The sequence below is a fragment of the Bacillus sp. ISL-46 genome, assembly GCF_018613205.1.
Window position 1 is genome coordinate 1 of the sequence record NZ_JAGGQR010000040.1, and the last position, 20,652, is coordinate 20,652.

A 20,652-nucleotide genomic window follows, 5' to 3' on the forward strand; every position below is an offset into this window, starting at 1 on the left:
GATTCTTGTACTAAACTGCCCGTTAGTTGAAGAAGAAAATCGTTAAACAATTTTAAAAATAAAAAAGAATGACTATTTAAGCCACTCTTAACTAATCCACCCCACAAAACTAGGGATTCTAAGAAGTCCCTTTTTGGTTAGGTTCCTATATTTAATTTTAAGTTTTAATCTGTGATCAAGGTAAACAAACTTATCATTTTCTTCAATTACAAAGTCCTTGTATTGTTTGTAAAACTCCTTACGATTCGGTGTAGGCATAAACTCCATTAATCCAGCGTATTTCCCATCCTCAAAGCTAAGAAGTAAACCAAAATCATCTTTACGTAAGCCTGAGATATAAACACTCTCATACTGATAATTGATCACCTTTAACCAATCATGTGAACGTTTATTAATTTGATACTTTGATTCTGTTTTCTTCTGAACTATTCCCTCTAATCCATGCTGCTGAATTAAATCAAAGTATTGTTCTGCATTTCCCTCTAGCCACTGTACTTTATTAAACAATGGAGTATCTTCAGGTATTACTTCCTTAAGCAGAGCCTTGCGTTCAATTAAAGGTAGGTTAGTGACCTTTTTACCATTGTAGTAAATAATATCAAAAACACTAAATGATATTTGGTGTTCGGATTTCTTACTCATAAAACGTTCCATAACTGCTTCAAAATCGGGTTTACCTTGCTGATCAGTTACTATAATTTCCCCATCCAAAACTATTCCGTCAGGCATAGGAAGATTAACCAACTCTGGAAACTTAGATGTAATTTCATTCTTGTGTCTTGTGTAGATTCTTACTTTATTATCAAACTTAGTCCAAATTGTGCGGAATCCATCTAATTTTAATTCAGTTATATAGTTATCATCGTCAAAAGGATGATCTGATTTGTGTAATAACATTGGTGAAACAAACATACATACCACCTCAAGATAATTGTACCATGATAATTTTTATCTCAAGGTGGTAATTAAATCCTATTGATGAGAATAATTCACATAGAACCAGACGATTTTATTTTTCTTATCTATTGATTTGACCTTAAAGGAAGTAGTCACCTGATCAATAGATGTCCACGGTTTCTTTATTTTTGATGATGGATTGAATTTGACCTCGTATTTTCCATAGGCATAAGCAGATTGGGTACTGGTGCTTGAATACTTAACAGGAACACTAGTTCCTTTGTTTTTAACATAATATGGATACATCGTGTTGTATGTTTGTGTTGCTTTAGTAATGGTGACCCCTTTGTCATTTACCGTAATAAAAGTGTTTAACTTGAGTGTTGCCCAGCCACTTCCTGATTCACTCACATCGTATGAAGTGGAAAAAGAATAAGTACCGTAAGGAGTCTTGTATAGAGTGCCAGAAGGAGCAGCACTTGCTGGTTTTGCTCCTAAAGGAATAGCCAAAGCTGCCATAAAAAAGACTACACTAAACATAATTACTAAAATCGTTCTTTTTGTATTTACCGTCCTATTGTTCATTCGTTTCCCCCTATTGATTTCTCAGAATAGTTGCCCGATTCTAATTATAATTAGGGAATATAATGGAAACAATACCTTTTTTATCAATTATAAAAAAAGAGTAGCTAATTAGCCACTCTTATTGATTGATTAATATACTTCCGATATTTCCAAATAAGAGTACAAATTTCATTTTCATCTATAGGGGATTCAAATATGTCACAAAACACATCACTAATTCTATAAATGGTCAAATGTCCTTCTGGATATTGCATTAATGTAATAGTCACTGTTGGATGATTAATAACAAAAGAAAACTTTGTACCATCCCATTTGGCATGTAAGCAAAAACTATAGAGGAATTCTTGAACATCGGCTTTGAGTTTAATCATACTGCATTACCCACTTGTTTTAATACGTCCAAAATAAGAGGGGATACCTGTATCAAGACGTAACCTAAACCAGCGTTTTGTATCATCTGCCAACCTTTATCTGCTCTATCGAACATGAATTGAAAACATGAACCTACAATAATTACTGATGCTATCGGAAACGAAAGTGCAACTAATATATCGACAACTGGATCAAGGACGTGGGCTAAAGTGCTGAGTGTAGCCTCTGACATCCATTCCTTTGCACCAACCGTTACAGCTATAGGAGCAGTCACAGTAACCGCATTGGTTGACGTTGTAGCCGCTAATGCTGTCAATGCAAATCCTAATGTTCCAACAGAACCACAAGTTACTAATGGAAGAATTGCTGCTGTTGCTATTTTTGTAGTTTTACGGATAATTCTTTGTTTTTTCTCCTTTTGCTTTACCTTATATTCACCATTCATAAATTCACCAAATTTGATTTTCTTTGCTTTCCTCATATTAATCACTCCTTATTTGATGTCGTTAATCGTGTAAACCGCATAAGGCAACCCTTTTAATAATTCCACTAATTTCTTCTTTCTTAATTCTGTAGTTGTTATCCATAACAAAGTTGGTATATGTCCTAGTTTGTTTTCCATACTTTTATTTTTGTATAAGCCTCTGTACTTTTCGATTTTATTTCTGTTTTCTTTCATGGTCTGCTGATAATCCACTTCAAGAATGTGGAATTTTCCATTTGCTTTAAACCAAGCGTCACAAATAACCTTGTATTCACCGTCATTAAGTTCCATTTCGTTTTTCCATTCACTCGGAAATCCAGAATAAACGTAGAATTGATTTCGCATAATTACGTGATTTACAAAGTTAGTTTTCTTTCGGATTTTTTCAGAAGTAACATATTCTCTGCCATCTTTATTGAGATAATAAATAGTGGAATAATCTTCTCGATAACTAGATAAATAGAGGGATAATTGTTTGAGGATACGGTTAGTATTGCGGATTGTGCCTAGTCTATGGATTTTATTTAATTGATCTCTGTCAAGATAATCTAGTTTCTTTAGCGATAAAAGTATCTGTTCTTGTCTCTTGTTTAGAGGTTTCATGAACCTGACCTCCCTTGTCAATTATGAAAGGTTGTATTAGGCTATTTATGTCCTTATTATCAATTAAAGGAGTTTGAATGATTGATTGACTTACATTCTTGTAAATGGCTCTTCCTTGAATCTCGGGTAAGTTCTCAGCCCCACCTTTGTCTAATACTGTCATGGATGCTGTAGCACTATCTAAAACAAAGCATAAACGAGCAGGAACATTTCTTTTTATTTGCATACTAATTGCTTGTGCAGAAGGATATTGGGTTGCATAGATGACATAGTAACCTGCCCCTCTTCCTTTTCGTACAATATCTGTTAATATCTCCAAACAATCTTTATCGTCTGCTAAGTCCGCAGCTTCATCTATAACTATAAAGTGTCGTTTGCTTATTCCTGCTTCTGACACATCTTCAAAACCATCATCCACTATTTTTTGATAGCTATCCTTCATTTTTTGCTGTACATCTTGAAGGATTTCAAGTGCCTCGTCATTATCCACTCCAAAATTAACTACTTGTTTTGCATTCTTGAACCTTGCAAAAGCTGATCCCCCTTTTAAATCAATGAGTGAAAAGGAAACATCATTCGGTTTAGAAAGTATTAGAGAAGTAATGATACATTTCATAATGACTGATTTACCAAAACCTGTTGCCCCTGCAATAATCAGATGTTTTCTTTTATCAAAGTCATGATAAATAGATTCAGTACGATTAAATCCAATTAAGACTGACCAAGTATCTTCCTTGATGAATTCCTTAGTCCAGTTAATTTTTTTTGATAAAGGTTCGTTGTATACTCTAACCTTTAATAATCCGTCAAATAAGATCTCTATTTCTTTGTTATCAGTGAGTTTTTTAGTTCTTAGACCTTTTATATTACTAATGATATTTCGGTCTAATTTCAATGATTTGATGTCTTTAAATTGAATCTTAACTTTACGTGCATTAATACCTGCTTCAATAGTTTTTTGTTTTGCAAAATAATCCTCAAAACTCCTACCTAGTGGAATACGGTAGCGATACTCAACACCCCATTCATAGTTCTTTTTCTTAATTTGTTGAGCTGTTAAAGTTTGATTTCCGTCCTTCACATTCAGTCCGCTCAGAGAAAAAATCTTGTTAATTTTTTTTGAATCGTTCCCTGCTCCACTTTTTGATTGATAAGCCTTCAAAGAAATTGCTGACATTAAAATTGTTGAAGCTACTTCAAATATCATACTTAATTCCTCCTTCTTTCAACGCCACCTCATTGTACTTACGTAAGTAAGTAGTTGCATCCATCTGGAAGTTAAAAATAGGGTATTAACTATTGATATTAATGAATCTGGAATATTCCTTGGAAGTATTCTAAGGTGGAAATTGATCTGGTTTAATAAAAGGTATTATGGATGGATTGTACGTTATTCCTATCTTTCACAAAAAAGTACGCAAAAAATATTCAAATTTTGTGAAAGGTTATAGTACAAACTGTGTCGAAAGATTAATAAGGTGATGAATAATGGTTAAAAGTAAAATTAGCGAGATCATAAAGCATTCCCCTTACAAAAGGGAATACATTGAGAAACATTTGGGTGTTTCGAGAAATACTTTAAGTAATTGGTGTACAGGGAGAACATTCCCAAGTGTTCCTCAGATAATAAAGTTGTCGGGGTTACTAAACGTAAAATTTGAAGACATGTACGAGGAAGAAAAAAATGAAAAATAAACAACAAGAATACGAATAAAAGCCCCTCTCAATTGAGAAGGGTTTTATTTATCAGGTGTATGTACCCAATAGAAGTGATTGAAAATACCAATAGCTTGCATATATTCTTTGTCTTTTTCATCAAATTTTGTTTTGTAGATCGTAAACAAACCGAAATTTTGTTTAGTGGTAAACGTATTGACCAAAGGACTTGTAAACATACCGATAAAAGGGTGTCCTTCTTCGGTTAATTCCTCTTTTACAAAAGAAACATAATCCGCTTTAGTTGGGTTAGATGAAAAAGCAAATAAACTAAAAAGGAGTAAAGCTACTGAAAAAATTAATCGTTTCCTCATATAAATTCCCCTGTCTTTTTTACCAAAAGTATTCCCTTGTGGAAGAGTTCTATTCAGCTTTAAGAAATTGAAAAATGGGCAGAAATTGAAAAAGCGTTAAAGAATTTGGGTTATAATGTGAAGAGAGATGATTTTTTTAATTTAATAATTTTTGATTATCCGGAAACATTAGATTTAATACCCGTTTTCACGCCACAACAACGAAGCCTCTTACTCGCTTGAGTAGGAGGCTTTTTCTAGTTCCATAACTTTATCTGTAATATCTTCAGCGTCAGCAATTACTTTCTCAAGATAATCCACATTCATTTCCCTTTTTATTTGCTTCCACCATTCAAAAGCAACAATTTCATGTTTTCTTCTTTTTGTTGGGAATGATCCTCTTTGCAGCACCTTATTGTCATTCACTACATAATGAATATCAATAACCACGTTCATTCTTTTCGTCCCTTACAACTACACAATAATATTTTCATCAGACTTATTTAGTTTTTTTGATTGTATATATTCCACTATATGGAAGAAACCTAATGAAGATACAAAATTGCCCGTAGCAGGTTTGAATCAAGTGAAGAAGGACTGATTTTTGGATGGAAATAGAAAAAATAAGTAATGGTCAATTATTTACGTTCATCTTTTTGTTTGAAATGGGTACCGCAATTGTAGTTCCAGCCGGATTGGTATCACAAAAGACAGTATGGCTATCGATAATTCTTGCTTCTTTAGGGGGAATGCTTCTCTATCTTCTTTATCATTATCTTTCTTTGGAGTATCCAGATCTTGTGTTAAGCGGATATGCCCAGAAGATTCTTGGTAAATATATTGGTTGGTTTGTCTCTTTTATATATATTATTTTTTTCATTTATTTATGTTCCAGAGACTTAAGGGACACAGGCGACTTATTAATCTCGAGTGTCTATAGTGAGACTCCGTTATTAGTAATCGCTTCCTTATTAATCATTTTGGTAATTTATGCATTGAATAAAGGTATTGAGGTTTTAGCAAGAACTGCTGAGCTTTACTTTTTTGTTATAATTTTTTTTGGCTTTTTCTTTTCTCTTTTTATAATATTATCCGGAATAATTAAAGTGGAAAATCTATTACCACTTCTAGAAGAAGGATGGAAACCCGTTATAAAAAATGCCTATCCACATATATTCATGTTTCCATTCGGTGAGATGATTTGCTTTGCAACGATTTTCCCGAATTTAAATAATCTTAAATCTGGAAGAAAGATAGGAATTTCTGCATTAACTTTAAGCACAATCGTTTTAGCTTTTATTCATGCCCTTGAGATTTCAGTACTTGGGGAAACTCGTTACGGTCAGACTCCTTTTCCTTTGTTATTGACTATTCAAAAAGTTGAAATAGGAAATTTCATTCAGAGGCTTGATATGCTTGCTGTATTAGCTTTGATTATTTGCGTCTTTTTCAAGATATCTATCTATTGTATAGCTATAGTAATTATGGTATCTGACTTATTTAAAGTGAAAAATAAAAAAAAATTGGTATTGCCTATCGGATTTTTGATCCTTTTAAGTTCTATTATTATCGCCAGTAATTTATCCGAGCATATCAAAGAAGGAGAATTGACTATTAAGATTCTCTTACCTCTCATTGCTGTAGTATTTCCTTTGTTGCTTTTTGTGGTCCATTTAGTTCGCAAAAAATTTGGTGGTCATCTTTCCAATATGAGCTCTGAAAATAAAAAATAAATACAGCCCCTCTCGAGTGAGAAGGGCTAATATTTTTATGCTTTTTCTTTTTTATAATGCCAACCTTTAGATTTTAGGAATTTCTCTAATTCGGCTAATCCTGAAGATCCTTCTGTGTACCATCCGGTGATCACATTTACCTTTGTTGCTGCAGGCTTAGGAGTTTCTTTCTTTGGTTCAGTTTTAAGTAATGCAATAAAATCAACCCACTTAATCCCCTTTTCTCCACTTCTTAAATTTCTCGGACAGTTTTTACCGCTCCAATGATTATGTTGAACAACGTTCTTCAACGGAATATTAAACTTTTCCATTAAATATTTAGTAACCTCAGCCGCATTTTTAACAGCATTTTTAAAATTACCATCTTTATTTACGCAAATTTCAATTGCGATTGATTTTCTATTTCCAGTACCGTTTGAACCATCTCCAGCGTGTATTGCACATTCATCAAAAGGGATGGATTGAATACATGAATCTTCGTCAACTTGTAAATGCCATGAAGCTAAACGACTATTTCCATTCAATTGTAATCGTGCATGGGCTAAATCATTTGCTGTAGGAGAAGTGTTATCAGTTTCATGAATTGTTATGTATTCAGGTTTCATTGGCAAAATTACCTTTTTACTGTTTACTGTGTATTTAGGTTTAATTGAATCAGGTACTAACATTTGTTTAATTTCAACCATTGTTATTTATCCCCTTTTTTTCCTATTTTGTTCTTGTCGAAGTATTTAGTTAGAAATTTCATGTCAATTCCAATACGACTGAAGTTTTCAATAATACTCATAGCTTCATAAGCCACAATCATTCCGACTCCCAATTTGATAATCAATCCATTTGCACCTACATAAGCATCAACAAAAACTAAGAAAGCAAGTGCTACAAACTCACCTACTTTTCTAATCATTCCAATATAGTTGATTGAACTGTTGAGTTTTTTTTCAATTGCTGCCGCTAATAAACCTGTAACTACATCAAAAAGAATGAACCCTAAAGCTACATACCATACATTTCCAACTATTTGTGTAATATCAAAATGCATAAATAACACCTCTTTCCCATGTTGCATAATTCCACCTCCTTTGCTAAACTACAGAAGTGGGTACAACCACACAAAAAAGACTACCTCTCTCTCAAAAGTTGGGTAGTTTTTTTCTATTTATTTCCAACTAAAAAAAGAACCCTACATTGTGTAAGGTTCTCCTGTGATGTCTTCGTATTGTTCGGTTGTGATTATACCTTTTACAACAGCATTTCCAACCATATCTTTAGTCCATAATCCACCATCATAAAACCGCTTGATTCGTTCATAAGTTAACATTTATGCTATCCCTCCCATCATCACCGAATACCATAGGTCAGCTACATCTTGCTCCATTTGAACAAGTTGTTCTTCGACATTTGGTTGTAGAGAAACTGGTGGATTCATCTCTTCCTCTGTTGCCGTTTCAACCCACTCGACACCATTAAAAATTGGTTTCCAGTTTGGTTGTGGTAGTTCTTTCTCGGTGCAATCAAAAGGGAGTTTCTGTCCATCTTGAATCATCACAGGTTCAACATAATGACCTTTCTCATTGAATCTATATACTTGTTTCATTGATTAACCTCCTTTTGATTATCCTAAGTAAAAACTAATACCCATTAAAGAAATACTTGTATTAGTGTTGGCAATTGCTTGAATGATAATAGTACCATCAGTGTTGACGTAAATTGTCGCACCTTCATTTGAAATTCCAGAGTTATGTGCACATTTAAAGATTCGTAATTGAGGAGGTCTATACCCAACGGGTAAAGTTGCCATAGTTATGTTATTATTAGGAACGGCAGTGATTTCACCTTCAATAACAACTTGATTTCCAATCTTTGCATAACGTGGAGTTCTAGTTTGAAAGGCGGTTGTTCCACCTGTTAACGTTAAGTTCGTCCATGCCACTTCAGAATTAGCATTTTTCACATAACTTCTTTCGTCAGTTATGTTTCCAGAAGTAATTGTTGATACATTAGCATTTACTCGAACTTGTGCTAACGAAATTTCCCATCTGCTTGTATTTTGTGTTAGTGCAGGAACCGCTGGTGAAGCAGCTGGAACCCCTTGTAATACTGCTAATTGAATATTATTTGTAACCCAATCCACACGCACAATCACCCTGTCAATCCTTGGATTTGTGATATCGGCTGTACTAATCGCTAAAACTTCCTCTGCATCAGACTCGAAGAAATGACCTTTGAGATATACTTGACCAGATTTAGTTTTAATTTGCATTCCTGTTGAATCTGCATAAACTTGTAATTCGTTTAATAATCCTTTAATAACTCCCGTCCCTAGCCAATGTTGTGCTACTTTTGACCATTGTGCCTGATTTAAAATTGGACTATTACTAAAAGGAAAATAACTTTGTGTCATGTAATCACCCTCTTTCTAAATTGCTTAACCGCTTTGTCATTTTTTTCATTTTATCGAAGATTCCAGCGATAGCGTTTGTATTACTGTCCTCTGTACCTACAACTGGACTAATATAGTCACCATCTGGAGTTATTGAAATTTTAACTTCACGAACAATATCTTGTATCACATCTAATTTTGCTTGGAATTTTCTTGTAATTTCAGGTTGTGTTTCAATCATTTGAGTTGCTGAAATAAACTGTAAAATAGCTTCTTGTTCTACAATTTCATTTGGTTGTGTAAGAACAATTGAAACTTTGTCACCTAGTCCATAATCACGACTAAAAGCCAATTGAGGAGTATCAACTGGTGTGAAATTAAAACTATTTTTTTCGGCTTTATTAATTAATTCTTCATCTATTGATTGGTATAACTCGGCTACATCGGTGGTATTACGTTGATCAACAAATGTCTCAAACCTCCCGAATTTTACAATGCTGGTATTGTCTTGTTTATACTTAATTATTCTTGCAGCACCCTCGCCACCACCGCCAACAATGACCATATTCGCTTCTGGATTATCATTACTGTATTCAAACGAAGATAAGTTACCTAAAAGAGGACTAAAAAAAGCAGAACGAGTTTTATCAATAGGTTGGTAGACTTGGAATTGTAATGAATCATCCACCTGTACCACACGGAAACCTAATCCACCACCTGATAAAGCGATAGATGTGAGTAAATCTAAAAGTGTATGAAATCTCGCTCGACCTGTTACCGTATTTCCTAGCCCCTTATCGGTTTCAATTGAACAAATCTTCCTGCTTACAATGGGTGCATTAGTTCCTGCATTAACGTCCACATATTGTTTCATAATTGTTTCTGCCTTACCTGTTCTTACATCATAATCAGCTAGGGAAAAGTCAGCAGACGGTACAGGATAAGCAAGTCTTGCAGCTAAAAAAGCCATATCATCTACACCGCCAAATGTCATCGTATCATTTGAACTGTTGAATGCTCTTTTTCTGCTTGTTACATTTCCAGAAAAAATACTTTTACCGTCTTTTTTAACAATGATTCCGTATTTAGGCTTAATTAATTCTTTGCTTGCCATACAATCAGTTGGTAAATCTAAAGCAAATGATCCCACTGCGTTAAATCGAGGAATTATATCTAGCATAGAAAAATCTGTAATTTCACCAATTCTTTTAAAACTTGCATCTCTAACATAAATCTCGTACAAACTAAACACCCCAATATCTATTCTTATAAGATAGTTGTATACTTGATTCAGTTGTAGCATTTGACATTTCTAATTGAATACTATTTTCACCTTCTTGTAGTGACCACAAAGAACTTTCATCTGTCATGGTATAGAAAAGGTTAGTACCGTCATTCTTAGTTATTGTTTTTTTGAATGGTCTAGTGTCAATGCTAATTGTTTCACCAACATCAAGAGTTACTTCCAAATTCACTTTTTCTCCTGTTGTCATATTACTAATAACAATATTTTGACAAGGTCCAGTAATAATCCATTCAGGTGCTGTTTCTACATCTCCACTGTTAGTTATTGAAATATCAGCAAAAACAGTTGATGAAGATAAACGTAGAGGAAGAATAGGAAAGAATGTACCTGCTGTTTCATTAATTCTGAATGTCTGTACATTTGTGGTTGAATCATACCAAAATGGATCAAATGCTCTGAATACTAACACTACTCTTTGCCACCAAAATCCTTTGCTATCCTTGTCTTCTGCACCTTCCATTCCACCGATATACTGACAAGTTAGTTCTCTCTTACTACCATCCGCAGCAATTGATATTAGTTTTCCTTCATTTTTTAAAGGATTAATCATCCGTAACGTTTTACGCATAATTTGCCGTAACTCAATTTCTGATTCTGCTGAAATATGCAAAGGTATATCAACATCACGAGCATTTATTTTCACACTTCTTTTTCTAGTTCCTGCTTGAAACGGTACTTCTTCTTCCACAACTGAAATAGGTGGCATAAACCGACCATTCATTCCAAATAACACCTTATAATTTTCATCCATGCTTAATAATTGTTCAGTGCCATTTGCATCAATCCAATATAGTTTATCAGCCATGTAGCACCTTCAATCTCTGCAAAGTACGACTTAATTCTTTTTCATCCATTACAGCTTTTTGTGCGTTCACTGTGATGTAAGTATCACCGCCACCTCTTAATTTGTTACGAGTAGCATTAGCAGGATCAATTTTTGTACCTTTAGGAAGAGTTACAAGTTCGGCACCCATTTCACCAACGAGTGTTTGACCGCCTGAATAATAACTTGTTCCTGTTGCGTTTCTGGCAGTACCACCACCACCACTAGAAGTAGACTTTGTCCTTTTTTCTTCTATCTCGACAGTTTTCTTTTTCGATGGTTTATCATTCCATTTACCTAACCAAGTAACCGCTTTTTTGATAGCATCAACCACATCTTCGAATATCCCTACGACTGCTTCAATGGTATCGAATATAGCAGAAAATCCATCTTCTATCACCTTTTGAATCTTTGGTATATGTGGACTTATCCATTCCCATAATTTTTTCAGAATTGGAAGTAGGAGATTTTCAAATACACCCCATACGACTTTAACCACACTAGAGATAATACCGAATACTGTACTTACAATACTCTGTATCTGTGGCATTTTAGACTGTATAAATGAAAGGAACCTCTGTAAAATAGGCAATATATTATCCTTCATAAATGACCACACGCTACTAACAACTTGTTTTATTTTTGAAAAAACTGTATTGAAGGTTGCACGAATGGTTGGCATATTAGCCATAATCCACGTATATAGACTAGCAAGTATTGGAAGGATGTTAGTTTTAAAGAGTGTCCATAATGTTTTTGCTACTGTCCAAATAGCCTTAAAGGCACTTGTAAATACTTCTTTAATTATTGGAAGGTTTCCTTTCATGAAGCTAAATAGAGCCATGAAAATAGGCACTAAATTAGTCTTTATAAATGACCATACTTTAGAAAGTATTGGAATTAAGTAATTTTTAATTATTCCAACTGCAAAATTTATAACTGCAGATATCCCTTTAAAAACAGTGTCCATTGTTGATTGAATTGCTGGCATATTTCCGACAACCCAATCGAGCATTGTTGAAAACATTGGCATTAATTTAATACCAATTTGAGTGACTACACCTGCAAGGGTGGATTTTGCACCTTCCCATTTTAATCTAAAAGATTCTGCTTTAGCTAAATCATCATCACTGATCACATTAGCATTGTTTTTCATATTCTGTAATTCTTCATTAGTCATATTCAGGACAGGTGCTAACTCTTCACCAGTTGTACTTAACATTGCAGTAGCGATTGCATTACGCTCTGTTTCATTTTCCATACCTTGTAAACCTTTAATTGTTTCGTTAAATAATTGTTCTTGTGTTTTTAATTTTCCACTCGAATCAGTAACGCTGACCCCTAACTTTTTAAACATGTCAGCATTATCACCAACACCTGAAGAAGCATCCATTGCACGTTCTGCCAATGCTGCCATATCTCCTGAAGCTGCTTCCATAGAAAAACCGAAAGTTTTTGCAACACTATCCCATTCCTGAAAACCTTTTTTACTCATACCAGTAACTTGAGAAAACTTATTAATTTCAGCCGTAGTTTCCATCGTCTTAACCATTAAGCCACCAACAGCACCAACAGCAACACCTACACCAGCCGCTATAACTCCTCCGACACCTTTAGCAATACCACCTAGTTTTGAAAATTTACCACCTGTATCTTCAGCTTTTTTATCTGTATCATCTAAAGCTTGATTTGCGTCATCATTGTTTACAAATATTGTTCCGAAAAGCTTAAATAATTCCATATTAACCCCACCACCTTTCTAAAAAGAAATAAAAAGCGTCCTAATTATCAGAACGCTTCAGGCTTTTTAAAATATTTTCTGCATCTTGTATTACTTCTTCATCTGAGCGATTGTCCTTAGGTTTCAAAGGTTTCTTCATCTGATTCTTATATTCCGAAAATGGTATGAAGTTTTCTTTTGTCATTCGATTATAATCAACTAACCATTGTTCCCACAGTTGTTGTTCTGAATTTTTCTCCACAGCCTTTATGTATAGACTGATACCCTCATTAGCAGGTAAAGACATAATAAAAGACATGTCTCCATACCTTTGCAATAAGGTATCTAACATGTCTACTTCATCAAGTGGGAGACACTGGATAAAAAACTTTTCATCCCTTTATGGTTTATAAATTCCATGATCATTTCTGTTGTTTCTTCAAGATTTAAATTCTCAATTTGTGATTTTTCCACACCTTTTAAACTAGCAAGAAATTCTGTAATCTCAGCTTGTGCCTGACCTAAATTTTCCAAACAAGAGAATAAAAACTTTGCTCCAATTTCTTTTTCAGTTGTATTCTCATCAACACTAGAAAAAATAGAACGGGCTTGAGCGCTAATCTCAGCTTTCTTGATAATACGAATAACTGCAAAAACGTCAGTAAATTTTAAATCACGCATTATGCAACCACCTTAGGAAAATAGATACGGTAAGGTGCTACCCCTACTTCTTCTTCATGTCCAGTAAATACAACTGGAATAACTGCTTCATCTTTATCTGATGCTGAAATTGTAAGACCTTCCAATGAAATTGCATTGTCAATCACAATAACAATAGGTTTAGCATTAGCTGATAATCGTCCAACAAATGCAATGTTATCAAGGTAATCAGTTAATTCGATTTTTCCTTTAGATGTGATAATGTCATAATTTGTATCTGAAGTTGTAGTTGAACCAGCAATTGCAAGAGCAAGATTTTGTGCTGTTACTTCTTTTAAGTTAACTGTTAAGCTAGGAATCTCTGAATCAATAACCGAGTTCCCTTTAAGTTGACCTTTTAATCCATCTACCTCAATGTGTCTGATTTCTTGAGCCAATGCAAATTCATTACCGCCACTAGTTGCTCCTAATAAAGTTCCTGTAAAATCACCAGTTGCTTCTGTATATACTAAGTTTTTGTAAATAGCCCCTGCATCCATTAAATAATTAAGTGGGGTGTTTGATGTTAATCCGTTAGTTTTTACTGCCATTCAACTCACTACCTTTCGTATAGTCTTCCTAAAAATATATTTGTCCTTCTGCTTAATAGAGGATTATCATCTGGTACAACTAACTGTCTATCTAAATAAATTGACATAAACAAATTGTCGTTGAGGATAATCTTTCTATTTAAACCTTTTTTAACATTTACCATTAAATCCTCTAGTTCAGTTGTATCTTCTTTATTATCCCAACCATCTACATCTAAAGTGACTAATTTTAAATCATCACCTATATCAGTTATTTGGATTGTATAAACTAAATAAGGAAATTGAGCATTATCAGGTGCCTTGAGGAAATACACACGAGGATGAATAGATGTTAGTTCAGATTTAATCGCTTGTCTAATTGTCTTCATCACCTATCGCCTCCTCTTCGTCAATTAGCCCTCTTGCTCTGTTTTCATCTTCAACTGCTGATAAATACTGACCTTGAATAATACGAATTTGATCAATATTTTCATAAACTGTATCTCTTATTAGATGTCTTGCTGGTTGATTATTTGTTCCTAACTCTTGGTCAGCACCATACCAAGTATCATGTTTTACACCGATTTGTAAATCGCCTTCATTTTTTCTCAACCAAAATTGGAATGCGTTAGGAATACGTTTACCTTTTTTCATACCTCGCATCTTACGTGCTTTATCCAGTATCCTTCTTCTGATTAATTTAGCAGTGTCCCTTAATGCAGCCCTTGTTAACTCTGCAATTGTATATTTTGTTTTATCTACACTAGAAGTGAATTCAACACCGTTACGTGAAACCTTAGTTACTGCTTTAGGCATTGGCATGATTGCCAACTCCTTCACAAATCAATTCTATGGTTTCAAAATCATCAATACCTTTAGATTTCTTTGGTTTAAAATAACGAATCACACTGTATTTAGTTCCTTCGAATTCAACCATACTCTGTTTCTCATAATCATACTGATTCACAACAAATACAATTTCAGGTTTCATCCCATGACTAGCTGCAGCATAATGTTCCGAACGTGTAACCGATAAAACATCACATAATATATTAGAACGTTCTTCTGTACTAATTGAATCACCCATGTCATTTTCGGAATATGTTAGTTTAATTAATATTAATTCATAATCAAATGTCATGATGTAACCACTCTCCATTGACCGCTAACCAGTTCTACTACAGTCCATAGAGAATTAATATACATCTGATAACTTCCATCTGTACTAAGGATATATACCGTATACTGGTCAGGAGTTAAAGGTAATACATCTACATTTACAATTGTATTGACACGAACATTAGCAGAACCAACATGAATAATTAAATTATGCAATCTGAATTGTAAATGTCTTGGCATTGAACCTTCACTATCCCTGTTTTGGTATCTCCATGTTGAGAAATCTGCAACGAACATTAGATGGTATGAATTAAACTCATCAAGCACCAAGCCTTGTTCCTCTGATAATTCTGTTAAGACACCTTCAATAATTGCCAACAGATATAAATCTCTTACAGTTGATGAGATACCCAAACGAGCCTTAACTAACTGTAATACTTCAGTTTCCATTTCATGCACCTACTTTTTTCCTGACTTTGCCTTAATTTCCTTTGTTTTAATTTCTTCAATATAAGCTCCTGCTTTTTTAATCTCATCGAAACGATCTTTAGAAACGGTGAACTCATCGCCCACCGCTCTAAATACCTCTTCGTTTTGGATTTTACTTTCAACTAAATCAACAAAGTTTATAAGTACTTTGACTTTCATCACTTAACCTCCAAAACTATTACATTTGTATAATTATTTTTAACTATTAAACTGCTGCTGTGTATGTAATATAGAATCCAGCTTCAGAATCTGTTTTCTCAACATCGAAACGAACGAAAGAAGCAAGAAGCTGACCATATACGTCATTATCAACCCATTTAACTGATGCACTTTTACGGTCAAACAAAGTAACAGCCGCTTTTGGATCACCGATAAATCCTTTTAAGTCACCAGCAAGTGTTCCAATCACTTCATCATCAAGCACAACTACTTCTTTACCAAATAATTTCTTACCCGATTCAACAGTGACATCTGTTTGTAAAATGTAACGTCCATCAGCATCTTTAAGTGTATCTAAAGCGTTGAATAAAGAAGAAGATAGAATTGCTTTTACGTTGTATACTTTCTTGATGTCTTTATTAAATACAGCTTTAATTCCATCTAAACCAGTTACAGCTTTAGCAGTTGCAGTTTTTAATACGGAAGCAATAGCAAAGTTTTTAGTATTCAAATCTTGGTCTGCAATTTCAGAAGCAATCATTCCTGTTACATCATAATCAGCATCATCAATAGCTTCTTGTGACACTGGGATATATCCACGGAATGTTTCGATGTCGTAAGGTACTTCTGTGATTACTGGTTTAGCTAGTTCTGGATTAGCCGCTAGTTCAGCAACAGATACCATTTTGTTACCTGACTTTTTGATTACTGGATATTTACCTGCTCCACTAGTTACTGGAACTACATTTACTAATTTAGCTAAATCAAGCACATCTACTGGTGCTTCTTGTGGTTGTAACATTTCCTCAGGGATTAATGCTCCACCATCAACAGAAGTGAATCCTGCACGTTCTTGTCCTTTTGAGCGAATATATGCCTTAATACCATCTCTAACTTCTTCATTTACTTTTTTCATTTTACGTTGTCCTCCTTCAGGATCATTAGTTTTATTTGGGTCTTTTTGGTTTGATGCTTCAAGTTCTGCTTCTAAGTCAGCAATTTCTTTTTCTAAATTTGTTTTCTCTTCTTCTTTGGCAGTTAATTCCGCTTGAATATCCTCTACTGACTTTTCAACTGTTGCTACTTCTTCCTCAGTGGTTTCATCACCAATCGCTCTAATAAGAGCATCTGAGCGTTCTTGTGCTTCTTTAATTTCAGATACATTTGCTTCTAATGCGCTACGTTTAAGTTTTAATTTAGCAGCCACAATTACTGGATTACTCATTTATTTAACATCTCCTTCAGTTTCTTTTTCCTAGTGTTTAATTTTTCTAGCTTGATTGCTTCAATATCATTTTGTCTTGCTGAAATTTCCGTTTGTGGATAAGCAGGGAAAGTTACTGCTGATACCTCGAATAAATCTGCTTCACGTATAATAAATTTTGTTGAACCATCGTTTCGTATTTCATAATCTTCCTTAACAGGATAAAAGCCGAAACTACATGCGTTAATGTCTCCACGTTGAATACGTGCATAAATTGCCATTGCTTCAGGATCATTACGATTAATTTCTACTTTTCCATAAAGTCCTTTTTCGTCAGATTTCAATTCTAGAGTTTTGTTTCCTGCTCTACCAAGAACGACACCTGTATCATGATTGAACAAGCAACGAATATCATTTTTCTCTAAACTTTTAAGAACCGCAGTTGGTGCTACTTCTTCAAACACACCAGCATAAAGTTCAGTTTCTTCGTTGTACCGAATAAAGTAGCCTTCAAGGAATAACTTATCTTCTTGTTCTTCTGCTCTGAATTGGCTTTCTAAAAAAGAGGTACGTTTATTCATCAGTTTTTTCACCCCCCTTCAACTTTTCTTGATCACCTAATTGATCAGCAGGAATGTAGTTTTCCAAGACAATTAGTTTTTCCATTTCATCATCTGGGTCTAATCCAACCCAGTCCCTTAATTCATTTCTTCGCATAGCATTCATTTGAACCATCGAACCACCAGCAGTCACTAATTCAGTTAAGTTGTAAGAATACAAACTTCTCGGATTTAACTTGAAATACCAATCAGAACTGTGTAATAAATCTCTAGTCAACGTTTGTGCGATAACCTGTGCAATAGACATGATTCGTGTATTGACAAAGTTGTTATATTCTTCCTTGTTAAATGTCCCAACACCCATAAAAAAAGCAGGTACTCCTATGAGTCCAGCCACTGTTTTCTTATCCAATTCAACTGATTCATTAATCGCAATATCTGTTAAAGAAAGAGGTTTAACTTGTTGCACTTCCAATAGTTCTGCTGGAATAATCCAAGGTTCTCCTGCATTTGTCGATTTTAAGTATTTATCCCTTACGGATTCCCTACCTTCAACGGAAGTCAGTTCCTCACTGTTTGAATCTACTTTGACAATAATGTTTGGCATGTACTTACCACTCATGAAACTGTTTTTCGTCTTCGTAGCTTGTTGTAAGTTCTTGGTTATTTCCCTCAATGCAATTCGATAACCTGTACCTTTGTATGGATAGTTAGGGTCAGGATTGATTACAAAATGTATGACTTCTTCAGGTTTGTAAATGGTATTGTTATGCTCAATAAGGTATCCATCTTTATCATCTTTATAGGTAACTCCTGCCATTTGCAAAGGTGTTAACTCACTAATTAATGTAGTCTTTTTATCTATACCAATGTGAACAACTGAATTACCATCTCCATACAAAAGTAAATCTGAAACTATTTTATATAGCCATGATTTACGAGTCATATATTTATAAGGGTTTATATCAAGTTTTCGTGCTAACTCATTCCTTACTCGCTTATCACCTTTGTCTGTATTCTCCATGAGATGAATTGTCATGTTCGAAACTAAGTCTGCAATTTTATCAACAGCAATTTTAACTTCTGGATTATCTGAAAGTTTGACGTAACCATTTGCCACCATATCATAAAATTCCACACTTGCTAATGCTTGAACTGCTGAATCAATTGACCGTTGTTGCTTTTTCCTTCCAAATAAGTTCATTTTTTCACCACCTTCCAGATACGTTTAACTATTCAACCATTTACCGACAGTCGCACTGGTTGCCATATCTTCAAGCATCTGACAACATGCAAATACTGAAGCATCAAATAAGTCGATACGTTGGTTATCCATCACTTTTGAGAATTCAATCATATCGTCTGTCTTTTCAATAGCTTTAACATTTTGAACACAATATTCAAATGCTTGATTATTCACGTAATACAGTTCTTGGTTTTTTGCCTTTACTTCAATTCGTCTAAAACCTTCTGACTTACGATAAAAATACTGTGGTGCATCAACAATTTTAAAACCTGATTGTTTCATCTTTAAGAAAAACTCACGTCCGAATTTCTTATCAAAACCAACCATCTTAATATTGAATCCTTTTTTCTTCATTCCTATAAACCAGTTAACAATATCATCATAATGGACAGTAACTGAATTACTCATCGTCAGAACTCCATCGTCAGCCCACCCGAATAAAGGGATTCCATCAGACTCCGCTTTTTCGGTTGCTCTCACAATTGGAAAAAATGCATGACTGATAGCAATATCCACTTCTTTACCGTCTTTCATCGTGTAACGTCCATATAATGAAGCTGCACTTAAATCGTGCAACTTTGATAAATCGCAGCCCCCATACCATTTGATAGGAAGTTTAGCTAGTTCATCTAATGTCCAACTATATTGAGCGTTTGAATATTTGAATTCATTAATATCGAAGTATGCTTTTAACGAGTTTGTGAAAATATTTAATGTCTTATTTAAAAATTCTCCTCTTGTTTGAGGGTCGTTCATTGCTAATTCAGCATCACGAATCAAATCATCTAATGAAACTGAAACACCTACAGAAGGGTTTGCCATTTCTAGAATTTTAGGGTCAGTATAGTTTGGAACTTCACCTTTTTCGTTTTGATCAGCTTTACAAATAAAGATAAAATATTCATCATCGACAATAGTTCCGTTCAATACTTTTTGACAATACTTCAAACGGTTTGCTAAAAATCCAGTAGGTATATCACCTGCAGTAGAAATAGCAATAAGCAATTTGTTACGATATGCCTTTTGGGAATTCTTCATCAAAGTATACTTTTTCGAGGATTTCCAAGTATGTACTTCGTCCAAAATGAGTAAATTTGAGTTCAATGAATCCAACCTACCCTCATCTGAAGCTAATGCTTGAATAAAAATAGAACCTTCATCACCTAACTTCATTGTGATTGAATGTTCCTGATTGTTATCTCTTATTCGAATTGTTTTATCGTTCAACCGACTTACGTTGTATTGTAAAAAACCAAAAGATTCCATAGTTTGTTTTAAACTATTTGCAAGTATATAAAGTTTGGAACCACTTTTTCTTTCAAGAATAGATAGTGCCCAACCTAATGCTGAAGCAAAAGCTGTTTTGCCCTGTTTCCTAGGAACCATCAGTAGACATTCGTTCGTTCTTCTTAATAATGTATCTTTTTTAAAGAATCCAAGTAAATTAACAACAACAAATTTTTGCCAAGGTTGAAGTAACAATGGTGTTCCCATTAAAGGTATACCTTCCAAACTTTCACCCTGTTGATGTGCGATAGTTCCTTCTATTAATCCAATAGCAAAGTCAAATTGTTCTTGTCTAAAGTCTAAGTCATCACGTTTTAAATCATTTAGAAACCTTTGAGCAGCTTGTATGTTTTCTACGCAAGCTATTTTCTTACCAGATACAATTGATTCTGCATACTCCAAAGCCACTTTGAAATTTAGTGAATCAATATGTGAAATATCCAT

The 20,652-nt window shown here is 34.2% G+C and carries 30 protein-coding genes; 2 read left to right on the forward strand and 28 right to left on the reverse strand.

Annotated features, from left to right (window positions below):
- Positions 1-87: 87 nt before the first annotated feature.
- The 6 genes from J7E67_RS18740 to J7E67_RS18765 form a co-directional block, all read right to left on the reverse strand.
- On the reverse strand, positions 88-912 hold the full coding sequence (locus J7E67_RS18740) for an ATP-dependent DNA ligase (RefSeq protein WP_214732579.1): 825 nt from the start codon (positions 910-912) through the stop codon (positions 88-90).
- A gap of 60 nt (positions 913-972) precedes the next feature.
- A complete protein-coding gene (locus J7E67_RS18745; RefSeq protein WP_214732580.1) occupies positions 973-1,482 on the reverse strand; it encodes a hypothetical protein in 510 nt (169 codons plus the stop codon).
- Between the two features lie 104 nt (positions 1,483-1,586).
- Entirely contained in the window at positions 1,587-1,853 is a 267-nt protein-coding gene (locus J7E67_RS18750; RefSeq protein ID WP_214732581.1) for a hypothetical protein, read from the reverse strand.
- The gene (locus tag J7E67_RS18755; RefSeq protein ID WP_214732582.1) at positions 1,850-2,335 is read right to left on the reverse strand and encodes a hypothetical protein; all 486 of its coding nucleotides are present in this window, start codon (positions 2,333-2,335) and stop codon (positions 1,850-1,852) included. Before J7E67_RS18755 ends, J7E67_RS18750 begins: the two co-directional genes overlap by 4 nt.
- A 12-nt stretch (positions 2,336-2,347) precedes the next feature.
- The gene (locus J7E67_RS18760) at positions 2,348-2,941 is read right to left on the reverse strand and encodes a replication-relaxation family protein (RefSeq protein WP_214732583.1); all 594 of its coding nucleotides are present in this window, start codon (positions 2,939-2,941) and stop codon (positions 2,348-2,350) included.
- Positions 2,877-4,148, reverse strand: coding sequence for an FtsK/SpoIIIE domain-containing protein (locus tag J7E67_RS18765; protein ID WP_214732584.1), 1,272 nt, complete (start codon positions 4,146-4,148; stop codon positions 2,877-2,879). The genes J7E67_RS18760 and J7E67_RS18765 overlap by 65 nt, the downstream gene beginning before the upstream one ends.
- A gap of 281 nt (positions 4,149-4,429) precedes the next feature.
- Here J7E67_RS18765 and J7E67_RS18770 point away from each other — a divergent pair, with 281 nt between their 5' ends.
- The gene (locus J7E67_RS18770) at positions 4,430-4,636 is read left to right on the forward strand and encodes a helix-turn-helix transcriptional regulator (RefSeq protein WP_214732585.1); all 207 of its coding nucleotides are present in this window, start codon (positions 4,430-4,432) and stop codon (positions 4,634-4,636) included.
- A 44-nt stretch (positions 4,637-4,680) separates the two neighbouring features.
- Here J7E67_RS18770 and J7E67_RS18775 read toward each other — a convergent pair whose 3' ends face one another.
- Together J7E67_RS18775 and J7E67_RS18780 are read right to left on the reverse strand one after the other, a co-directional pair.
- A complete protein-coding gene (locus tag J7E67_RS18775; RefSeq protein ID WP_214732586.1) occupies positions 4,681-4,971 on the reverse strand; it encodes a DUF4359 domain-containing protein in 291 nt (96 codons plus the stop codon).
- A gap of 210 nt (positions 4,972-5,181) precedes the next feature.
- Complete coding sequence (locus J7E67_RS18780) at positions 5,182-5,406, reverse strand: hypothetical protein (protein ID WP_214732587.1); 225 nt, start codon at positions 5,404-5,406, stop codon at positions 5,182-5,184.
- A 152-nt stretch (positions 5,407-5,558) separates the two neighbouring features.
- Here J7E67_RS18780 and J7E67_RS18785 point away from each other — a divergent pair, with 152 nt between their 5' ends.
- Positions 5,559-6,683, forward strand: coding sequence for a GerAB/ArcD/ProY family transporter (locus J7E67_RS18785; RefSeq protein ID WP_214732588.1), 1,125 nt, complete (start codon positions 5,559-5,561; stop codon positions 6,681-6,683).
- Between the two features lie 35 nt (positions 6,684-6,718).
- On the opposite strand, the gene J7E67_RS18790 is transcribed toward J7E67_RS18785, so the two are convergent.
- The 20 genes from J7E67_RS18790 to J7E67_RS18885 form a co-directional block, all read right to left on the reverse strand.
- Complete coding sequence (locus tag J7E67_RS18790) at positions 6,719-7,369, reverse strand: peptidoglycan recognition protein family protein (protein WP_214732589.1); 651 nt, start codon at positions 7,367-7,369, stop codon at positions 6,719-6,721.
- 2 nt (positions 7,370-7,371) lie between these two features.
- Entirely contained in the window at positions 7,372-7,752 is a 381-nt protein-coding gene (locus J7E67_RS18795; RefSeq protein WP_251026862.1) for a phage holin family protein, read from the reverse strand.
- 114 nt (positions 7,753-7,866) lie between these two features.
- A complete protein-coding gene (locus J7E67_RS18800) occupies positions 7,867-8,004 on the reverse strand; it encodes an XkdX family protein (protein ID WP_214732590.1) in 138 nt (45 codons plus the stop codon).
- Positions 8,005-8,280 carry a hypothetical protein gene (locus tag J7E67_RS18805; RefSeq protein ID WP_214732591.1) on the reverse strand — a complete coding sequence of 92 codons (276 nt, stop codon included), beginning with the start codon at positions 8,278-8,280 and terminating at the stop codon, positions 8,005-8,007.
- An 18-nt stretch (positions 8,281-8,298) separates the two neighbouring features.
- Positions 8,299-9,087, reverse strand: a complete 789-nt coding sequence (locus J7E67_RS18810) for a hypothetical protein (RefSeq protein ID WP_214732592.1) — start codon at positions 9,085-9,087, stop codon at positions 8,299-8,301.
- 4 nt (positions 9,088-9,091) lie between these two features.
- Complete coding sequence (locus J7E67_RS18815; RefSeq protein WP_214732593.1) at positions 9,092-10,309, reverse strand: siphovirus ReqiPepy6 Gp37-like family protein; 1,218 nt, start codon at positions 10,307-10,309, stop codon at positions 9,092-9,094.
- A 1-nt stretch (position 10,310) separates the two neighbouring features.
- On the reverse strand, positions 10,311-11,177 hold the full coding sequence (locus J7E67_RS18820; RefSeq protein WP_214732594.1) for a phage distal tail protein: 867 nt from the start codon (positions 11,175-11,177) through the stop codon (positions 10,311-10,313).
- On the reverse strand, positions 11,170-12,936 hold the full coding sequence (locus J7E67_RS18825) for a phage tail tape measure protein (protein ID WP_214732595.1): 1,767 nt from the start codon (positions 12,934-12,936) through the stop codon (positions 11,170-11,172). Before J7E67_RS18825 ends, J7E67_RS18820 begins: the two co-directional genes overlap by 8 nt.
- Positions 12,937-12,976: 40 nt before the next feature.
- Positions 12,977-13,267, reverse strand: a complete 291-nt coding sequence (locus tag J7E67_RS18830) for a hypothetical protein (RefSeq protein ID WP_214732596.1) — start codon at positions 13,265-13,267, stop codon at positions 12,977-12,979.
- A 2-nt stretch (positions 13,268-13,269) separates the two neighbouring features.
- Complete coding sequence (locus J7E67_RS18835; RefSeq protein ID WP_214732597.1) at positions 13,270-13,596, reverse strand: hypothetical protein; 327 nt, start codon at positions 13,594-13,596, stop codon at positions 13,270-13,272.
- On the reverse strand, positions 13,596-14,165 hold the full coding sequence (locus J7E67_RS18840) for a hypothetical protein (protein WP_214732598.1): 570 nt from the start codon (positions 14,163-14,165) through the stop codon (positions 13,596-13,598). Before J7E67_RS18840 ends, J7E67_RS18835 begins: the two co-directional genes overlap by 1 nt.
- Positions 14,166-14,173: 8 nt before the next feature.
- Positions 14,174-14,533 carry a DUF3168 domain-containing protein gene (locus J7E67_RS18845; RefSeq protein WP_214732599.1) on the reverse strand — a complete coding sequence of 120 codons (360 nt, stop codon included), beginning with the start codon at positions 14,531-14,533 and terminating at the stop codon, positions 14,174-14,176.
- Positions 14,520-14,966 (reverse strand): HK97-gp10 family putative phage morphogenesis protein, encoded by a 447-nt coding sequence (locus tag J7E67_RS18850; protein ID WP_214732600.1) that lies wholly within the window; start codon positions 14,964-14,966, stop codon positions 14,520-14,522. Before J7E67_RS18850 ends, J7E67_RS18845 begins: the two co-directional genes overlap by 14 nt.
- Positions 14,953-15,303: a phage head closure protein gene (locus J7E67_RS18855; RefSeq protein WP_251026863.1), complete on the reverse strand. Its 351-nt coding sequence runs from the start codon at positions 15,301-15,303 to the stop codon at positions 14,953-14,955. The genes J7E67_RS18850 and J7E67_RS18855 overlap by 14 nt, the downstream gene beginning before the upstream one ends.
- Positions 15,282-15,713, reverse strand: coding sequence for a hypothetical protein (locus tag J7E67_RS31415; protein ID WP_251026864.1), 432 nt, complete (start codon positions 15,711-15,713; stop codon positions 15,282-15,284). Before J7E67_RS31415 ends, J7E67_RS18855 begins: the two co-directional genes overlap by 22 nt.
- A 9-nt stretch (positions 15,714-15,722) precedes the next feature.
- Positions 15,723-15,911, reverse strand: coding sequence for a hypothetical protein (locus J7E67_RS18865; RefSeq protein WP_214732601.1), 189 nt, complete (start codon positions 15,909-15,911; stop codon positions 15,723-15,725).
- 46 nt (positions 15,912-15,957) lie between these two features.
- Positions 15,958-17,136, reverse strand: coding sequence for a phage major capsid protein (locus J7E67_RS18870; RefSeq protein WP_214732602.1), 1,179 nt, complete (start codon positions 17,134-17,136; stop codon positions 15,958-15,960).
- A complete protein-coding gene (locus tag J7E67_RS18875; RefSeq protein WP_214732603.1) occupies positions 17,133-17,696 on the reverse strand; it encodes an HK97 family phage prohead protease in 564 nt (187 codons plus the stop codon). The genes J7E67_RS18870 and J7E67_RS18875 overlap by 4 nt, the downstream gene beginning before the upstream one ends.
- Positions 17,689-18,879, reverse strand: coding sequence for a phage portal protein (locus J7E67_RS18880; protein ID WP_214732604.1), 1,191 nt, complete (start codon positions 18,877-18,879; stop codon positions 17,689-17,691). The genes J7E67_RS18875 and J7E67_RS18880 overlap by 8 nt, the downstream gene beginning before the upstream one ends.
- Before the next feature lie 24 nt (positions 18,880-18,903).
- Positions 18,904-20,652 carry a terminase large subunit gene (locus tag J7E67_RS18885; RefSeq protein WP_214732605.1) on the reverse strand — a complete coding sequence of 583 codons (1,749 nt, stop codon included), beginning with the start codon at positions 20,650-20,652 and terminating at the stop codon, positions 18,904-18,906.